The 13,924-nt window shown below is 56.1% G+C and carries 14 protein-coding genes; 6 read left to right on the top strand and 8 right to left on the bottom strand.

Going from position 1 to position 13,924, the window contains the following annotated elements:
• The first annotated feature begins 21 nt into the window (after nucleotides 1–21).
• Nucleotides 22–1,071, top strand: a complete 1,050-nt coding sequence (lipA, locus tag FWJ25_RS12645; protein ID WP_149600615.1) for a lipoyl synthase — start codon at nucleotides 22–24, stop codon at nucleotides 1,069–1,071.
• Between the two features lie 93 nt (nucleotides 1,072–1,164).
• Nucleotides 1,165–3,645 (top strand): efflux RND transporter permease subunit, encoded by a 2,481-nt coding sequence (locus tag FWJ25_RS12640; RefSeq protein ID WP_149600614.1) that lies wholly within the window; start codon nucleotides 1,165–1,167, stop codon nucleotides 3,643–3,645.
• 79 nt (nucleotides 3,646–3,724) lie between these two features.
• Here FWJ25_RS12640 and FWJ25_RS12635 read toward each other — a convergent pair whose 3' ends face one another.
• The gene (locus FWJ25_RS12635) at nucleotides 3,725–4,183 is read right to left on the bottom strand and encodes a Spy/CpxP family protein refolding chaperone (protein ID WP_149600613.1); all 459 of its coding nucleotides are present in this window, start codon (nucleotides 4,181–4,183) and stop codon (nucleotides 3,725–3,727) included.
• Nucleotides 4,184–4,424: 241 nt separating this feature from the next.
• On the opposite strand from FWJ25_RS12635, the gene ylqF reads away from it, so the two are divergent.
• From ylqF to fnr, 3 genes are all read left to right on the top strand, one after another.
• On the top strand, nucleotides 4,425–5,351 hold the full coding sequence (gene ylqF, locus FWJ25_RS12630) for a ribosome biogenesis GTPase YlqF (RefSeq protein ID WP_149600612.1): 927 nt from the start codon (nucleotides 4,425–4,427) through the stop codon (nucleotides 5,349–5,351).
• 128 nt (nucleotides 5,352–5,479) lie between these two features.
• Nucleotides 5,480–6,691, top strand: coding sequence for a beta-ketoacyl-ACP synthase I (fabB, locus tag FWJ25_RS12625; RefSeq protein ID WP_149600611.1), 1,212 nt, complete (start codon nucleotides 5,480–5,482; stop codon nucleotides 6,689–6,691).
• 148 nt (nucleotides 6,692–6,839) lie between these two features.
• On the top strand, nucleotides 6,840–7,595 hold the full coding sequence (fnr, locus tag FWJ25_RS12620; RefSeq protein WP_149600610.1) for a fumarate/nitrate reduction transcriptional regulator Fnr: 756 nt from the start codon (nucleotides 6,840–6,842) through the stop codon (nucleotides 7,593–7,595).
• A 31-nt stretch (nucleotides 7,596–7,626) separates the two neighbouring features.
• On the opposite strand, the gene FWJ25_RS12615 is transcribed toward fnr, so the two are convergent.
• Nucleotides 7,627–8,505 (bottom strand): sugar nucleotide-binding protein, encoded by an 879-nt coding sequence (locus FWJ25_RS12615; protein ID WP_149600609.1) that lies wholly within the window; start codon nucleotides 8,503–8,505, stop codon nucleotides 7,627–7,629.
• Between the two features lie 162 nt (nucleotides 8,506–8,667).
• Here FWJ25_RS12615 and FWJ25_RS12610 point away from each other — a divergent pair, with 162 nt between their 5' ends.
• A complete protein-coding gene (locus FWJ25_RS12610; protein ID WP_149600608.1) occupies nucleotides 8,668–9,024 on the top strand; it encodes a hypothetical protein in 357 nt (118 codons plus the stop codon).
• A 26-nt stretch (nucleotides 9,025–9,050) separates the two neighbouring features.
• On the opposite strand, the gene alr is transcribed toward FWJ25_RS12610, so the two are convergent.
• The 6 genes from alr to rpsF form a co-directional block, all read right to left on the bottom strand.
• Complete coding sequence (gene alr / locus FWJ25_RS12605) at nucleotides 9,051–10,127, bottom strand: alanine racemase (RefSeq protein WP_149600607.1); 1,077 nt, start codon at nucleotides 10,125–10,127, stop codon at nucleotides 9,051–9,053.
• Nucleotides 10,127–11,533, bottom strand: coding sequence for a replicative DNA helicase (gene dnaB / locus FWJ25_RS12600; RefSeq protein ID WP_149600606.1), 1,407 nt, complete (start codon nucleotides 11,531–11,533; stop codon nucleotides 10,127–10,129). Before dnaB ends, alr begins: the two co-directional genes overlap by 1 nt.
• Nucleotides 11,534–11,710: 177 nt before the next feature.
• Nucleotides 11,711–12,157 carry a 50S ribosomal protein L9 gene (rplI, locus tag FWJ25_RS12595; RefSeq protein WP_149600605.1) on the bottom strand — a complete coding sequence of 149 codons (447 nt, stop codon included), beginning with the start codon at nucleotides 12,155–12,157 and terminating at the stop codon, nucleotides 11,711–11,713.
• 20 nt (nucleotides 12,158–12,177) lie between these two features.
• A complete protein-coding gene (locus FWJ25_RS12590; RefSeq protein WP_149600604.1) occupies nucleotides 12,178–13,044 on the bottom strand; it encodes a YybS family protein in 867 nt (288 codons plus the stop codon).
• Nucleotides 13,045–13,070: 26 nt separating this feature from the next.
• Nucleotides 13,071–13,301 carry a 30S ribosomal protein S18 gene (gene rpsR / locus FWJ25_RS12585; protein ID WP_036131835.1) on the bottom strand — a complete coding sequence of 77 codons (231 nt, stop codon included), beginning with the start codon at nucleotides 13,299–13,301 and terminating at the stop codon, nucleotides 13,071–13,073.
• Nucleotides 13,302–13,325: 24 nt separating this feature from the next.
• Complete coding sequence (gene rpsF / locus FWJ25_RS12580) at nucleotides 13,326–13,742, bottom strand: 30S ribosomal protein S6 (RefSeq protein ID WP_149600603.1); 417 nt, start codon at nucleotides 13,740–13,742, stop codon at nucleotides 13,326–13,328.
• Nucleotides 13,743–13,924 lie beyond the last annotated feature (182 nt).

Raw genomic sequence — 13,924 nt, 5'->3', positions numbered from 1 at the left:
TAAGTTGAGAGCCTCCGGTCAATGAGCGAAAGCGCAAAGCCCCGTATTACCAGCGGCACAAAATTCCGCAACGAACACGGATTCTCCGCCATCAAGGACGGCGTTAAACGTTCTTCCACTGCCAGCGACGAAAGCAAGCCGGTAGAGCGAAAACCCAAATGGCTGAGAGCCCGGATGCCGGGCGGTGAGCGCTACGACGCCGTGCGCCGTAATGTAACTGAGCACAAGCTCAGCACGGTGTGCCAGGAATCCCATTGCCCCAATATCGGGGAATGCTGGACCAATGGCACAGCCACCATCATGGTCATGGGTTCCGTGTGTACTCGCGCCTGTAAGTTCTGTGCCGTCGACACCGGCAACCCGAACGGCTGGCTCGATCATGACGAACCGGAAAACACCGCAAAATCCGTTGAGCTTATGGGGCTGCGCTACATCGTTCTTACCTCAGTCGACCGGGACGACCTCGAAGACGGCGGTGCCGCCCACTACGCAGCCTGCGTTTCCGCCATCAAGCAACGCACCCCGGAGGTGGCTGTTGAAGCCCTGACCCCGGACTTCGACGCGGTGATGAGCAACGTTGAACTGGTCGTTGATTCTGGCCTGGATGTGTTCGCACAGAACGTGGAAACCGTCGAGCGCCTGACCCGCCGGGTACGCGACCCACGTGCGGGTTACCAGAAGACTCTTAGCGTTCTTGAGCACGCCAAAAAACACAACCCGGATGTTCTGACCAAAACCAGCCTGATGCTGGGGCTGGGCGAGACCGAAGAGGAAATCCTGCAAACCATGGATGACCTTCGCGCCATTGGCGTGGATATCCTCACCCTAGGACAGTATCTGCGCCCGACACCGAACCACCTTCCGGTCGAACGCTACGTGACTCCAGAGGAGTTCAATCGCTATCGCGACATCGGCCTGGAAAAAGGTTTTATGGAAGTACCCTCAGGCCCGATGGTTCGCTCCAGTTACCGTGCCGACAAGGTCTTTGACAAGAACAACCTGGGACTGGCCGTTCCCGAGGTTCCCGAAACCTCCAACGCCCTGCAGATCCCGGTAAAAGCCATCGACTAAAACCTGACAGCCGGTTGAAAAGCCGCGCTGACGGTCACAGGCACTGAGGTTTGTGGCACACTCTGCTCTCGTTTTCAGCAGAGTTGTGACTAAATGAGACGCCTCAGTGCCTTCTATGATCGCCTGATCCTTCCCCATCCGCTTATCGTTCTGGTTGTTTTTGGCCTTTTGCTGGCCGTGTCAGCCCTCAAGTTCGGACAGTTCCGACTCGACGCTTCAGCAGAATCCCTGGTTCTTGAAAATGACCGTTCACTGGAGGAATACCGACAGGTCAATCGACGGTTCACCACATCCGACGATTTTCTGGTGGTTACCTACACGCCTGAGGATGAGTTGTTCACCGAAGCCGGGCTCAGCCAACTGAGACGCCTGAGAGATGAGCTTCAGGCCCTGGACGCAGTGGGTTCAACCAACAGCATTCTCAACGTCCCTTTACTGCACAGCCCGGACCTGACACTGGATACGGTCGACAGCGAGATCAAGACCCTCGATGGTAACGATGTCTCGCCTGAAACTGCCCGTGCCGCGCTGCTGGACAACCCTCTATACCCCAACCTGCTGATCAGCGAAGACGCAAAAACGACCGCGATTCAGGTGAACCTCCCCACCCCGGAGCGTTACTTTGACCTCCTGAGGAAGCGGGACACACTGCGGGACAAAGCCACCAGCGGTTCGGCGACGGAAGCCGAGCTTGCGGATCTCGAGCAGGCCAGAGAAGAATTCATTCGTTACACCGCCACCCTGGGCAAGGAACGGGATGCCACCATCCGCGAGGTCAGGGACATTCTGCAACGCTACAGGAACAACGCGGAGATCCATCTCGGCGGTGTACCCATGATCGTGGCGGATATGATCCGCTTCATCGAAAACGACCTCTCCACCTTTGGCTTCGGCGTGCTCGCGTTCCTGTTGATCACCCTTGCGATTATTTTCCGCCAGTGGCGGTGGGTGCTGGTCCCACTGCTGTGCTGCGGATTTACCGTCTGGCTCATGGTGGGCCTTCTGGGCTGGGCCAAGTGGCCGGTTACCGTCATCTCGTCCAATTTCATATCCCTGCTGCTGATCATGACGCTCTCGCTGACCATCCACCTGATCGTCCGTTACCGGGAGTTCCAGCATGATGAACCGGAGGCCAAACCAGGCACCATCCTCAGGCAGACCGTGATGGCAATGATCAAGCCTTGCTTCTATATGGCCATCACCACCATCGTCGCTTTTGGGTCGTTAACCTTCAGCGGTATCCGTCCTGTCATTGATTTCGGCTGGATGATGACCCTGGGGCTGACGGTTGCATTCCTGATCACCTTCGTTATTTTTCCCGCACTGCTGGCATTGCTGCCGCCCCCACGGGACCGGAAAGTGGCCTCAGACAAGGTGCCATTCACCGACGGCTTCGCCCGCTTTACCGAGCAGCACGGCAAGGTCGTTCTGAGCGGCTCAGTTGTCATTGCTGCGCTCTGTGCTGTCGGCATCAATAAGCTGACCGTTGAAAACAGCTTTATCGACTACTTCAAGTCCAGCACGGAAATCCATCAGGGCATGATCACCATCGACGACCGGCTGGGCGGCACCACGCCTCTGGACGTTGTGATCACTGACGACAAGCCCCCCGAAAGTGCCGGTATCGAGAGCGACCCGTTTGCAAGCAGCTGCGATCCGTTCCTTGATGAGTGTGACGGGGAAGAAGAATATCGGGACACCTGGTACACCTACCAGAAAATGCGCAAGCTGGAGGAAGTCCACCAATACCTGGACAGTCTGCCGGAAACGGGTAAGGTGCTGTCCATCAACACCACCCTCGACATTCTCGCAAGGATCAATCAGGGCGAGCCGCTGGATGCACTGGAACTGGCCTTCGTCCCGGCTGCAGTGCCGGATGACCTGCGGGACATTCTGCTCACCCCGTACATCTCTGAAGAATACGACCAGGCGCGCTTCACCATCCGTATTCTGGAAACCATACCGGACCTGCGCCGCCAGGCCCTGCTGGACCGTATACACAAGCACCTGACCACAGAACTGGGATATGACAAAGATCAGGTGCTGTTCGCTGGCATGACCGTCATGTACAACAACATGCTGCAAAGCCTGTTCGACTCCCAGATCAAAACCATCGGCGTAGTATTTCTGGCGATCATGATCATGTTCCTGCTGCTGTTCCGGTCCCTGAAGCTGGCACTGATAGGCATGGCCCCCAACCTGCTGGCCGCAGGCTCGGTTCTCGGGCTCATGGGGTGGCTGGGGATTCCTCTGGATATGATGACTATTACCGTTGCCGCGATCACCGTCGGCATCGCCGTGGACGATACCATCCACTATATCCACCGTTTCAAAGTCGAATTCAGCAAAGACGCCAACTACATCGCCACCATGCACCGCTGTCACCGGAGCATTGGACAGGCCATGTTCTACACCTCGCTGACGATCATCTCCGGGTTCTCGATCCTGGTGCTCTCAAACTTCATCCCGACTATCTATTTCGGGTTGTTTACGGGCTTTGCCATGTTCATGGCCCTGGTGGGAGCGCTTACCTTACTGCCCAGACTGATTATTCTGATGAAACCCTTCAGCTGACAACCAAGAAATCCGAGCCACAAAAAAGGGCCGCTCCCGGAAGGTGCGGCCCTTTCCCACGTCAGATCAGCAAACCGGCTTAATTGGCAGGCTGCTGCATCTGCTGTTGCATCATCTGCCGCTGTTGCTGCATTTGCTGCTGCATCTCTTTCATCCGCTTGTCCAGCTCTTCACGCTGCTCAGCCGTGAACACACTGTCCACCTTGGCCTGCATCAGTGAAGACAACGCCGCAATTTCGCCAGTCACATCACCCAGCTCTTCCGCTTTTTCACGGATGGCATCTTCATCATAGTCCGGCTTGATCTCGGCCTGCATGGCCTGTTGAAGCCCGCGAGCCTCCTCGCGCAGTTCGCCGATCTGGCCCTGCATATCCTCGATGATGCCGCGAATTTCCTTTTGCTGATCATCTGACAGGCCAACCATCTGAGCCAGTTGATCCACCTGATCCGGCTGCCCACCAGAGGCCTGCTGTGCCAGAGCCGGAGCTGACAATGTCAGGGCAACGAGGGCAGTACCGAACAGTTTTGCGAGCTTCATAAAGTTCTCCGTAAACAAGGCGGCCTTTTCCACAAACCACCAGAATGAATGGGTTTTTGCGTTCAGTCCGTACACCCTAAAGCATCCCGCTACCTTTTTTCACCCCGATACCCCTTTATTTTGTACATACGTCGCACTCATCCCGGCCCCGATCCGCCACACCAGCGGACTCAAACAAATGTGAAAGTTTAGTCATTCCCCTTCATAATGGCGCCGTTCACAAACATCCGGAGTACATGAGATGGCGATTAACTGGTTTCCCGGGCACATGCACAAGGCCCGAAAGGAGATCAAAAAGGTCATGCCGCAGATGGACCTCATTATTGAGGTACTGGATGCGAGGATTCCTTTCAGCAGCGAAAACCCTCTGGTGCCGAACCTGAGGGGAGACACGCCACTGATCCGTGTACTCAACAAGCGCGATCTCGCGGATCCGGCCACGACTGAGCAATGGCAATCCTGGCTGGAACAGGAACGGGGGGTACGTACCATCACCCTTACGCACAATCAGCGCAACGAAGCCATGGGCATCCTCAGACTGGCGGAAGAAATGACGCCCGACCATGACCGACAGAAAAGCGCCCTGCGAGTCATGATTCTGGGTATCCCCAATGTCGGCAAATCCACCATCATCAATACCCTTGCAGGACGCCCTGTTGCCAAAACCGGGAACGAGCCTGCGGTCACCCGCGCCCAGCAAGCGATCAAGCTGCCGGATAACATTCTGCTCTACGACACACCGGGATTCCTCTGGCCCAAGCTGTCTCCGGAAGCCTGTGGTTATCGCCTGGCCATCACCGGGGCCATTCGCAGCGCGGTCCTGGACTTCGAAGATGTCGCCCTGTTCGAGGCAGACTATCTGATTCAGGCCTATCCTGAACTGGTCAAAGCCCGTTATGGCCTGGAACAGATACCGGTGGATGGTCTGGCGCTGATGGACGCCATTGCAGCCAAGCGCCGTTTCTTCTCCCGTGGCGGCATTCCCGATCTTCACAAAGTATCCGAAGTACTGCTCAACGAATTCCGGAGTGGAACCCTGGGCCGCATTTCCCTTGAAACACCGGAGATGGTCGAACGGGAAACCGCCGAAGCGGAGAAACTGGAAGCAGAGAAGGCTGCCCGCAAGGAAGAAACCAAAGAAAAACGCAGGAAACCTGCCCGGCGCTGAGCTTCACCACCACCCTTCCGGGCCCTTACCAAGGTCAAATACCGTAATGGTTTGAAAGCGCATACACTGTTGATCAATGTCATTGGTCACAGGGTGCGGCGGTTCTGCGCCGGCCACAGGAGGAGTGTATGAGACGCGTCGTCGTCACGGGTATGGGTATCGTGTCCTGTCTGGGTAACTCACTGGACGAGGTTCTGGAAAGCCTGAAAACCGGTCGTTCCGGTATTCGCTACAACGAAACCTACAAGGAAATGGGGTTCCGCAGCCAGATCTCCGGATCACCCGACGTGGATACCTCAGTGATCGACCGCAAAATCCGGCGCTTCATGGGGCCGTCTGCCATGTATAGCTACCTGTCCATGGAACAGGCTATTGCACAGGCCGGCCTGACCGAAGATCTGATCTCCAATGACCGTACCGGACTGATTGCCGGCTCTGGTGGCGCATCCTGCTCCAGCCAGGTGGAAGCCACCGACACCATGCGGGAAAAGGGTGTTAAGCGCATCGGGCCTTACATGGTGCCCCGGATCATGACCAGCACCGTGTCCGCATGCCTGGCCACTGCCTACAAGATCCGTGGTGTGAACTATTCCATGTCCTCTGCCTGTGCCACCAGCGCGCACTGTATCGGGCACGCCATGGAACAGATCCAGTCCGGAAAGCAGGACATCGTCTTCGCCGGTGGCGGTGAAGAGGAAGACTGGAGCCTGACCATGATGTTCGATGCCATGGGCGCACTCTCCACCAAATACAACGATTCACCGGCAACAGCCTCCCGTCCGTTCGACAGTGGCCGCGACGGTTTCGTGATTGCCGGCGGCGGCGGCATGGTTGTTCTGGAAGAACTGGAGCACGCGAAAAAACGCGGTGCCAACATCATCGCTGAACTGACCGGCTACGGCGCAACATCGGATGGCTACGACATGGTCGCTCCATCCGGTGAAGGTGCCCAGCGCTGCATGAAGCAGGCCATGGCCACCATCCGTGGCAAGGTGGAGTACATCAATGCCCACGGCACCAGTACTCCGGTTGGTGATGTGGCAGAAATGGGCGCAGTGCGAGCAACCTTCGGGGACGATATCCCGGCCATTTCCTCCACCAAGTCACTGTCTGGCCATTCTCTCGGTGCCGCAGGTGTCCATGAGGCTATCTACTCCCTGCTCATGCTGCAAAATGGATTCATGGCAGGTACGGCTAACCTCAGCGAAGTGGATGAAAAAATCAGCGATCTTCCCCTCGTTGGCCCGGACGCGAAAAACGCGGAACTCTCTACCGTCATGTCCAACAGCTTCGGGTTTGGCGGTACCAACGCGTCACTGATTTTCGAGAAACTTCAGTAAACTCAGCTCGCACCATCGGGCGGGGGTTTCCCCTCCGCCCGGATTTCTGAAATAACTTCCTATCCCCAGCTTTTTTGTTATTGGCAAAACCTTAGAAGCGTATTAAGGTATGCCTTTGATATGAATCAAATTGGTCGGCGCGTCAGCTATGGCACAAGCAATTCGACTCCACCAGGTCAAATCTCCCCTCAAAGCATCTTGCCAGCAGTGCAGTCTCAGCAATCTCTGCCTGCCTCTGGCGGTCGAAGATAATGATCTTGAGCGGCTGGAAGACATCGTCCAGCAGGGCCGGATTTTCAATCGTGGGGAACATATTTTTGATCAGAGCACACCGTTCCGCTCCTGCTTTGCGGTCAAAAGTGGCTCTGTGAAAACATCGATCATCACTGAAGGTGGTGAGGAACAGGTCACGGGCTTTTTCATGCCAGGCGAATTGATTGGCCTGGATAGCATGAGCGGCGAGCACTACGCCTGCACCGCCAAGGCCCTTGAGCGCACCAGCGTGTGTGAGTTCCCAGTAGAAAAACTGGAGGATCTGACCGGCAAGATTCCCGGGCTACAACATCACATGTACCACCTGATGAGCCAGGAAATCCAAAACAGCCACCAGCTGACCATGCTGCTGAGCAAAAATACAGCGGAAGAGCGGATTGCTGCTCTGCTGCTGTCATTGTCCAGCCGTTTCCAGCGTCGGCGCATGTCCGGCACAAACTTCAGCCTGCCCATGCCCCGCAATGACATTGCCAACTTCCTGGGCCTGGCGGTAGAAACCGTCAGCCGGGTATTCACCCGATTCCAGAATCAGGGCATTATCAAGGCCCGAGGCCGTGAAGTGGAGCTTCTGGACGTAGAAGCCCTGCAGATGGTTACACGGGATTTTTCAAGGCAGGGTTGCCAGCAGTAACGGCCACCCCGCAATTATCTGAGCCGGCCTTTCACTCGGCCGGCGCCTTCTCAACACCCTTTTCATCCGGCAGCTTGAGCATCCCGAGCTCATCCACCAATCCTGAACGCCACGGCTGCTGCTTGATACCGAAGGTGTTACGGATCTTGGTGCAGACCATCGTGGTGTTCACCGGCTCCAGATGCCCCCAATCAGGCACATCATCCACCACCCGAATATCCTCGGGAATGCCTGGCAAGCCGGCAATCGCCAGCCCCAGCTCATAGAGATTGATCTCTTCCGCACCAGCATACTGGTAAGTACCCCAGACCTCAGCCCCACAGTCCAACTGAAGCACGACTGCAGTCATCACCCGAGCCAGGTCACGCACGGTCACCGGTTGCCCGCGACAGCGCCCCGGTAGCGACAGGACTTCCTGAGTGGCGGTACTTCTCTGAACCTTCCGGATAAAACGGGCCAGCCCCCACCCGGTTCGCAAAACAATATGCCTTGGCAGCAAGGTTCGCAGTGCCTGTTCACACTCCCACTGCCAGTTACCCAGCTCGTTGACGGGCTGACCGGGATTGGACGTGATGTACCCACTTTGCTTGCGGCCATCAAATACGTAGCAAGAGGACAGCTGAAACAGCGCCATATCACGGTCACGGGCATATTCGGCGATCGCGACCGGCAAGGAAAACGCAGCCTTATGCGTGCGCTCCGGGTCTTTCTCAGCCACTTCCGGGTCAGACAGCCAGAGGGCATTAACAATCAGGTCCGTATCTTCCGGAATCCAGTTCTCCAGGGCATTGAGATCAGCACTGGCAGGGTCGCTCACCAACAACGGGCTGACCTGCAAATGCGTCTCCCGAAGTTTCTCCAGCAGGATTTTTCCCAAAGGGCCGTAATCATGGACAACAAGCACATGCACGAGGATTCATCGCCTCCAGAATATTACTGATGTGACGGGCGGCCCGAATCGCTCAGGCCAATGGTTTCAATCCCGTCATACCTAAAAATGACGTACAACGTTAACCGCTGGTTCACATACCCGGCGTACTTTTTTCAAGAGCATACAACAACAGGAACCGACATGCTGAAACAACAGAGCCACATTGTGGCGCCGATTCCCGACGAGCTCCGCACCCGCGCCCTTTACACCGTAGGAGAACTACGCCAACGTGGCAAAGCCGACAAAGAAGCGATTGATAAACTGTTCAATCTGATTGTCGATATGACCGAAGAAGGCCTCGACTTTTTCTTCCTGGAACCTCTTCGCCGCCTGAATGCCAGTAGCATGATGATGGGCATGGCAAAGGTGGGTATCGGCAGTATGCTCAAGGGCAGCAAAATGGTTGTTCACAAAGTACTCAAGAAGCTGGACGACCGGAGCCTGGCATCCATTCTCGATTTTATCGAGGAGATCATCCACGAACCAGAGGCTGCCTGACGCAAACTCCCGTCTGGCCGGTATCCCTAGCGGTATTCCCGGACAACCCGGGCCGTTATACCGGTCAGCAACTCATAGGAGATGGTACCAGCGCACCGGGCAACTTCGTCAACGCCGACCGTCTGGCCCCAGAGTTCGACCCGGTCGCCGACGGCGGTATCAGGAGCTGATGTCAGATCCACCGCCAGCATGTCCATGGAAACCCGACCGATCAGACGGATACGCTGGCCGTTCACTGCCGCTGGCGTACCGGTCCCCGCGTGCCGGGGGTAGCCGTCACCATACCCGATGGCCACCATTCCCATGATGGTATCACGCTCGGCTACCCAGCCTGCACCGTACCCCACAGACTCCCCGGCACGAACGGTACGCCTGGTGATAAGCGGAGCTTCAAGGGTCATAACCGGCCTCAGGCCCAGCTCAGGACCGGTCTTTCCCAGTAACGGCGAGCCGCCATACAGCATGATTCCCGGCCGACTCCAGTCAAAGAGTTTCTGGCCGGCACGGAAGTGAGCCGCAGAATTTCCGATACTTTTCTGCAGTTCGGGCCAGCCAGCCGTTGCCTCTTCAAAGCAGGCTGTCTGCCTCTCGGTCATCGGGCTTTCGGGGTCATCAGCGCAGGCAAAATGAGTCACAAAACCCTGCAACTGCGGACGGGCACCCATGGCGGTCAAACGATCAACCACATCGTGGAGATCCGCGGGCAGGAAACCTAACCTGTTCATGCCCGAATTGACCTTCAGCCAGAACGCAGGGGGCGCCGGGCAACGCGCCAGCCATTCAAGCTGCTGCTCTGAATGCAGGACTGGCTCGAATTCATGGCGATAGCAGTCTTTCAGGTCCTCACTGGAATGAACGCCCTGCAACAATTTAACAGGCTGACGGATACCCGCGCCCCGAATGGCCAGCGCCTCTTCAATACAGGCTACCGCGAACTTCGGAGCTTCCGGTGCCAGTGCACCGGCAATTTCACGAATACCATGGCCATAGCCGTCAGCTTTGACCACAGCCACAGCCCGGGCACTGCCAGCTAATTCGCAAGCCATCCGGTAATTGTGCTGCAAGGCACGCAGGTCGATGCGAGCGACGGTACTACGGGGCATCAATAGTCCCCGCCGTAGTCGCCATAATCTCCATGGGCGAGATCTTCGAACTTGGTGTATTTACCGATAAAGGCGAGGCGACAGGTACCGATTGGACCGTTCCGCTGTTTACCGATAATGATTTCGGCTACGCCCTTATCCGGCGAGTCTTCGTTGTAGACCTCATCCCGGTAGACGAACATGATGACGTCCGCGTCCTGCTCGATCGCACCGGATTCACGAAGGTCTGAGTTGACCGGCCGTTTGTTGGGGCGTTGCTCAAGACTCCGGTTCAACTGGGAAAGAGCCACCACCGGGCAACTGAGCTCTTTCGCTATCCCTTTCAGAGACCGCGAAATTTCAGAGATCTCAGCGGTACGGCCCTCGGTGTTTCCCGGAACCCGCATCAACTGGAGGTAATCCACCATGATCATGCCGATTTTCCCGTCATTTTCCCGGGCAATTCGCCGGGCCCGGGAGCGCATTTCTGTCGGGCTCAGCCCCGGGGTGTCATCAATATAAAGCGGCTTGTCTTTGAGCAGGCTCACGGCAGACGTCAGCCTCGGCCAGTCGTCTTCTTCGAGTTTGCCGCTCCGGACCTTGGTCTGATCAATCCGACCCAGGGACGACAGCATACGCATGGCCAGTGAATCGGCGGGCATCTCCATACTGAATACCAGAACCGGCTGCCCACTGCTGATCAACGAGTTCTCCACCAGGTTCATGGCGAAGGTGGTCTTACCCATCGAGGGGCGGCCTGCCACAATGATCAGGTCGGATGGCTGCATACCGGAGGTCATGTCATCCAGATCCCGGAAGCCGGTTGTCAGACCGGTATTCGATTCGCCGGATTCAAACAGCTCTTCAATCCGGCTCAGAGTCTTGGTAAGGATCGGGTTGATCGCCTGCGGGCCGGAGCCTTCCTTGACGCGAGACTCGGCGATCTGGAATACGTTACGTTCGGCCTCATCCAGTATTTCGTTACTGGTCCGCCCCTGGGGATTGAACGCGGAATCGGTGATAGTGCCAGACACTTCCACCAACTGGCGGAGAATGGAACGCTCTCGAACAATATCAGCGTAGGCCCGGATGTTGGCAGCGCCAGGCGTTTTCTCGGCAAGCTCGGCCAGGTAAGACAACCCACCGGCATCCTCGATATCTCCGGCACGCTCCAGGAACTCGGCCAGGGTAACGACATCCAGCGGCTCACTTTCACTGGCCAAACGCTCAACCGCACCAAAAATAAGGCGGTGATCCTGACGATAGAAGTCTGCCGCTGAAATCATCTCTGAGATTTCATCAAAGCGGCGATTATCAAGCATCAGCCCCCCCAGAACCGCCTGCTCCGCTTCGACAGAATGGGGAGGCACCTTGATACGACTGGTCTCAAGATCGGTACTGGCAGGTTTCAGGTTAGGATTGGCCATAAATACATCTTCAGCTGGACACCACGGATCACACAGTTTACGAGGATCAATCCGGTAATGGGAGAGGATTACTAGAATACCAGAAAGCAACGGGCCCGAAACCGTCTCCGGTTCGGGCCCGTTTCAATCAAGCCTGGCCAGGCATTGGAGCCCGGCCGGGCAGATTATCGCAAAGAATTACTCTGCAACAACTGCCAGCTTGACCGTTACAACTACATCAGAGTGCAGCTGCAGTTCGATGTCGAATTCACCGGTCACACGGATCGGGCCTTCCGGCAGACGAACTTCGCTCTTCTCTACTTCGGTACCAGCAGCAGTGATCGCATCAGCGATGTCACGAACACCGATAGAACCGAACAGCTTACCTTCATCACCAGCTTTGGAAGTGATGGTGAAGGAAGCACCTTCCAGACTTTCAGCGCGTGCCTGGGCAGTAGACAGCTTGTCAGCTGCTGCTTTTTCCAGTTCAGCGCGACGCTCTTCGAACGCCTTCAGGTTTGCTTCAGTAGCAGGAACAGCCTTGCCATAAGGAAGCAGGAAATTACGACCGTAACCGGCCTTAACCTTTACCTTGTCGCCCAGCGAACCAAGGTTTGCAACTTTCTCGAGCAGAATAACTTCCATCTCGTTAACCTCTTCGTGCTTTATTCAGCCGGCCCGGCAGGCTTTATCCGCCTCCGGATATCCAGCCAGCTATCCACAAAAGCCAGAACCACTAACAGAATCATCAGGGTTGGACCCATCAATACCAGCGCAATGTAAAACAGCACCAGCCATTGGCCACTCAGATTTCTCCTCCCGACAACGCCGTGCACAAGAGCAATACTCGCCAGGAACAACGGTGTTCCCGCAGCCCAGGCCAACAGCATGGAATTCAGCCCGAGTACCGGACCAATCACCATGGTGACCCCGCAAACCACCGCAACAACCGGTGATAGCTTCAGAGCGTGGAATTCCTTACGGAATCCGCCGGGGTTATAAAGCCCCGCCTGCCACGCCCGGGCAAGCATTGTCATGCCGATACCAGTAGCCAGATACGTCCCGGCCATGCTGGCATTCATTGTGTCCCTTATAACCTGCTCAAGATCACTCCCGAGCGTCTGGGCCACTTCAGCATTGTACTGATGGTAGAAACTGACCCCGGCCTGGACGAGATCATCCAGCAAACCGGGATACACCACAGGCAACATCAGCCCTGTGACGATGGCCAGAAAGCTCCCTCCGAGAAGGGCTCTTTCCCAGGACAGCGTGGTTCTGAGTAAAGACGCCATCAACATCACCTGGAGCAACACAGCCAGAGCGGTGGGGTCATGCCCGAACCAACTCCAGCCCAGTGCCGGAAGCAATGCCCAGAGGCCAATATTCAACCCCTGACTGATGCCAAGCCTGAGAATAACCAGGCCGACAACCGCTGCGCCAATCCAGAACAGCAAAGGTAAAGCAGTTGTTACTGCGGCTACCCCGCTGGCCTGCAGGGGACCGCGCATTACGTACTGAGCCAGTGCACGCATGGTCCCAAATCCTGTTTATCTGTAACTTAGTTGTCGTGGCTGTCCGAGTACGGCAGCAGTGCCAGGTAGCGGGCACGCTTGATAGCGGTAGCCAGCTGACGCTGATAACGTGCTTTGGTGCCGGTGATGCGGCTAGGCACGATCTTGCCGGTTTCAGTGATGTAGCCTTTCAGGGTGTCCAGATCTTTGTAATCGATCTCGCGAACACCTTCTGCCGTGAAGCGACAGAACTTACGACGTCTGAAAAAACGAGCCATATCTAACTCCTCAACTCCGGTTAATTACTCTTCTTCGTCCTGGGAAGCGGCCTTCGGTGCAGAATCAGATTCTGCAGCACGGCGCGGACGCTCATCTCCGCCGGAACGACGGTCCTCACGGGACTCAGCAGCTTTCATCGGAGACAGATCGGTAACAGCCTCATCGCGACGCAGGATCAGGTCACGGATGATGGCATCGTTGAACCGGAAGTTGTGAGTCAGCTCGTCCATCGCAGCCTGTGAACATTCAACGTTCATCAGCACGTAGTGAGCCTTGTGGATCTTGTTGATCGGGTAAGCCAGGTGACGACGGCCCCAATCTTCCAGGCGATGTACCTGACCGCCATCTTCAGTGATGACGCTGGTATAACGCTCGATCATCGCGGGCACCTGCTCGCTCTGATCCGGGTGTACCATGAATACGATTTCGTAGTGACGCATGAGTTCTCCCTACGGTTTAAACAGCTTTCTATTCAACGAATGGAAAAACCCCACCCGCCAAACGTGAAAGCAAGGAGTAAGCAGCCGAAGCTGCCAGTTTCTTTTTTTGCTTTATCATTAAGGCTTTACGAGAAAGGCTTGATCAAAAGCAAGGCTTTCCGCCTGTTATCCAGGCAATAAAA

The sequence above is a fragment of the Marinobacter salinexigens genome (genome assembly GCF_008370345.1).
Taxonomy (GTDB): domain Bacteria; phylum Pseudomonadota; class Gammaproteobacteria; order Pseudomonadales; family Oleiphilaceae; genus Marinobacter; species Marinobacter salinexigens.
The sequence above is the reverse complement of the archived record's forward strand: the minus strand, read 5'-3'. Positions and strand labels throughout refer to the sequence as shown.

What these genes read in the sequence shown, in the direction of transcription:
- alr (WP_149600607.1), bottom strand. Translation starts at nt 10,127, where the DNA reads ATGCCCCGTAGTACCGTCGCTCGCATCGACCTGCGTGCCTTGCAGCAC.
- rplI (WP_149600605.1), bottom strand. Translation starts at nt 12,157, where the DNA reads ATGGAAGTTATTCTGCTCGAGAAAGTTGCAAACCTTGGTTCGCTGGGC.
- fnr (WP_149600610.1), top strand. Translation starts at nt 6,840, where the DNA reads ATGGCACAAGCAATTCGACTCCACCAGGTCAAATCTCCCCTCAAAGCA.
- FWJ25_RS12610 (WP_149600608.1), top strand. Translation starts at nt 8,668, where the DNA reads ATGCTGAAACAACAGAGCCACATTGTGGCGCCGATTCCCGACGAGCTC.
- ylqF (WP_149600612.1), top strand. Translation starts at nt 4,425, where the DNA reads ATGGCGATTAACTGGTTTCCCGGGCACATGCACAAGGCCCGAAAGGAG.
- lipA (WP_149600615.1), top strand. Translation starts at nt 22, where the DNA reads ATGAGCGAAAGCGCAAAGCCCCGTATTACCAGCGGCACAAAATTCCGC.
- FWJ25_RS12590 (WP_149600604.1), bottom strand. Translation starts at nt 13,044, where the DNA reads ATGCGTGCACTGGCTCAGTACGTAATGCGCGGTCCCCTGCAGGCCAGC.
- FWJ25_RS12640 (WP_149600614.1), top strand. Translation starts at nt 1,165, where the DNA reads ATGAGACGCCTCAGTGCCTTCTATGATCGCCTGATCCTTCCCCATCCG.
- fabB (WP_149600611.1), top strand. Translation starts at nt 5,480, where the DNA reads ATGAGACGCGTCGTCGTCACGGGTATGGGTATCGTGTCCTGTCTGGGT.
- rpsF (WP_149600603.1), bottom strand. Translation starts at nt 13,742, where the DNA reads ATGCGTCACTACGAAATCGTATTCATGGTACACCCGGATCAGAGCGAG.
- rpsR (WP_036131835.1), bottom strand. Translation starts at nt 13,301, where the DNA reads ATGGCTCGTTTTTTCAGACGTCGTAAGTTCTGTCGCTTCACGGCAGAA.
- dnaB (WP_149600606.1), bottom strand. Translation starts at nt 11,533, where the DNA reads ATGGCCAATCCTAACCTGAAACCTGCCAGTACCGATCTTGAGACCAGT.
- FWJ25_RS12635 (WP_149600613.1), bottom strand. Translation starts at nt 4,183, where the DNA reads ATGAAGCTCGCAAAACTGTTCGGTACTGCCCTCGTTGCCCTGACATTG.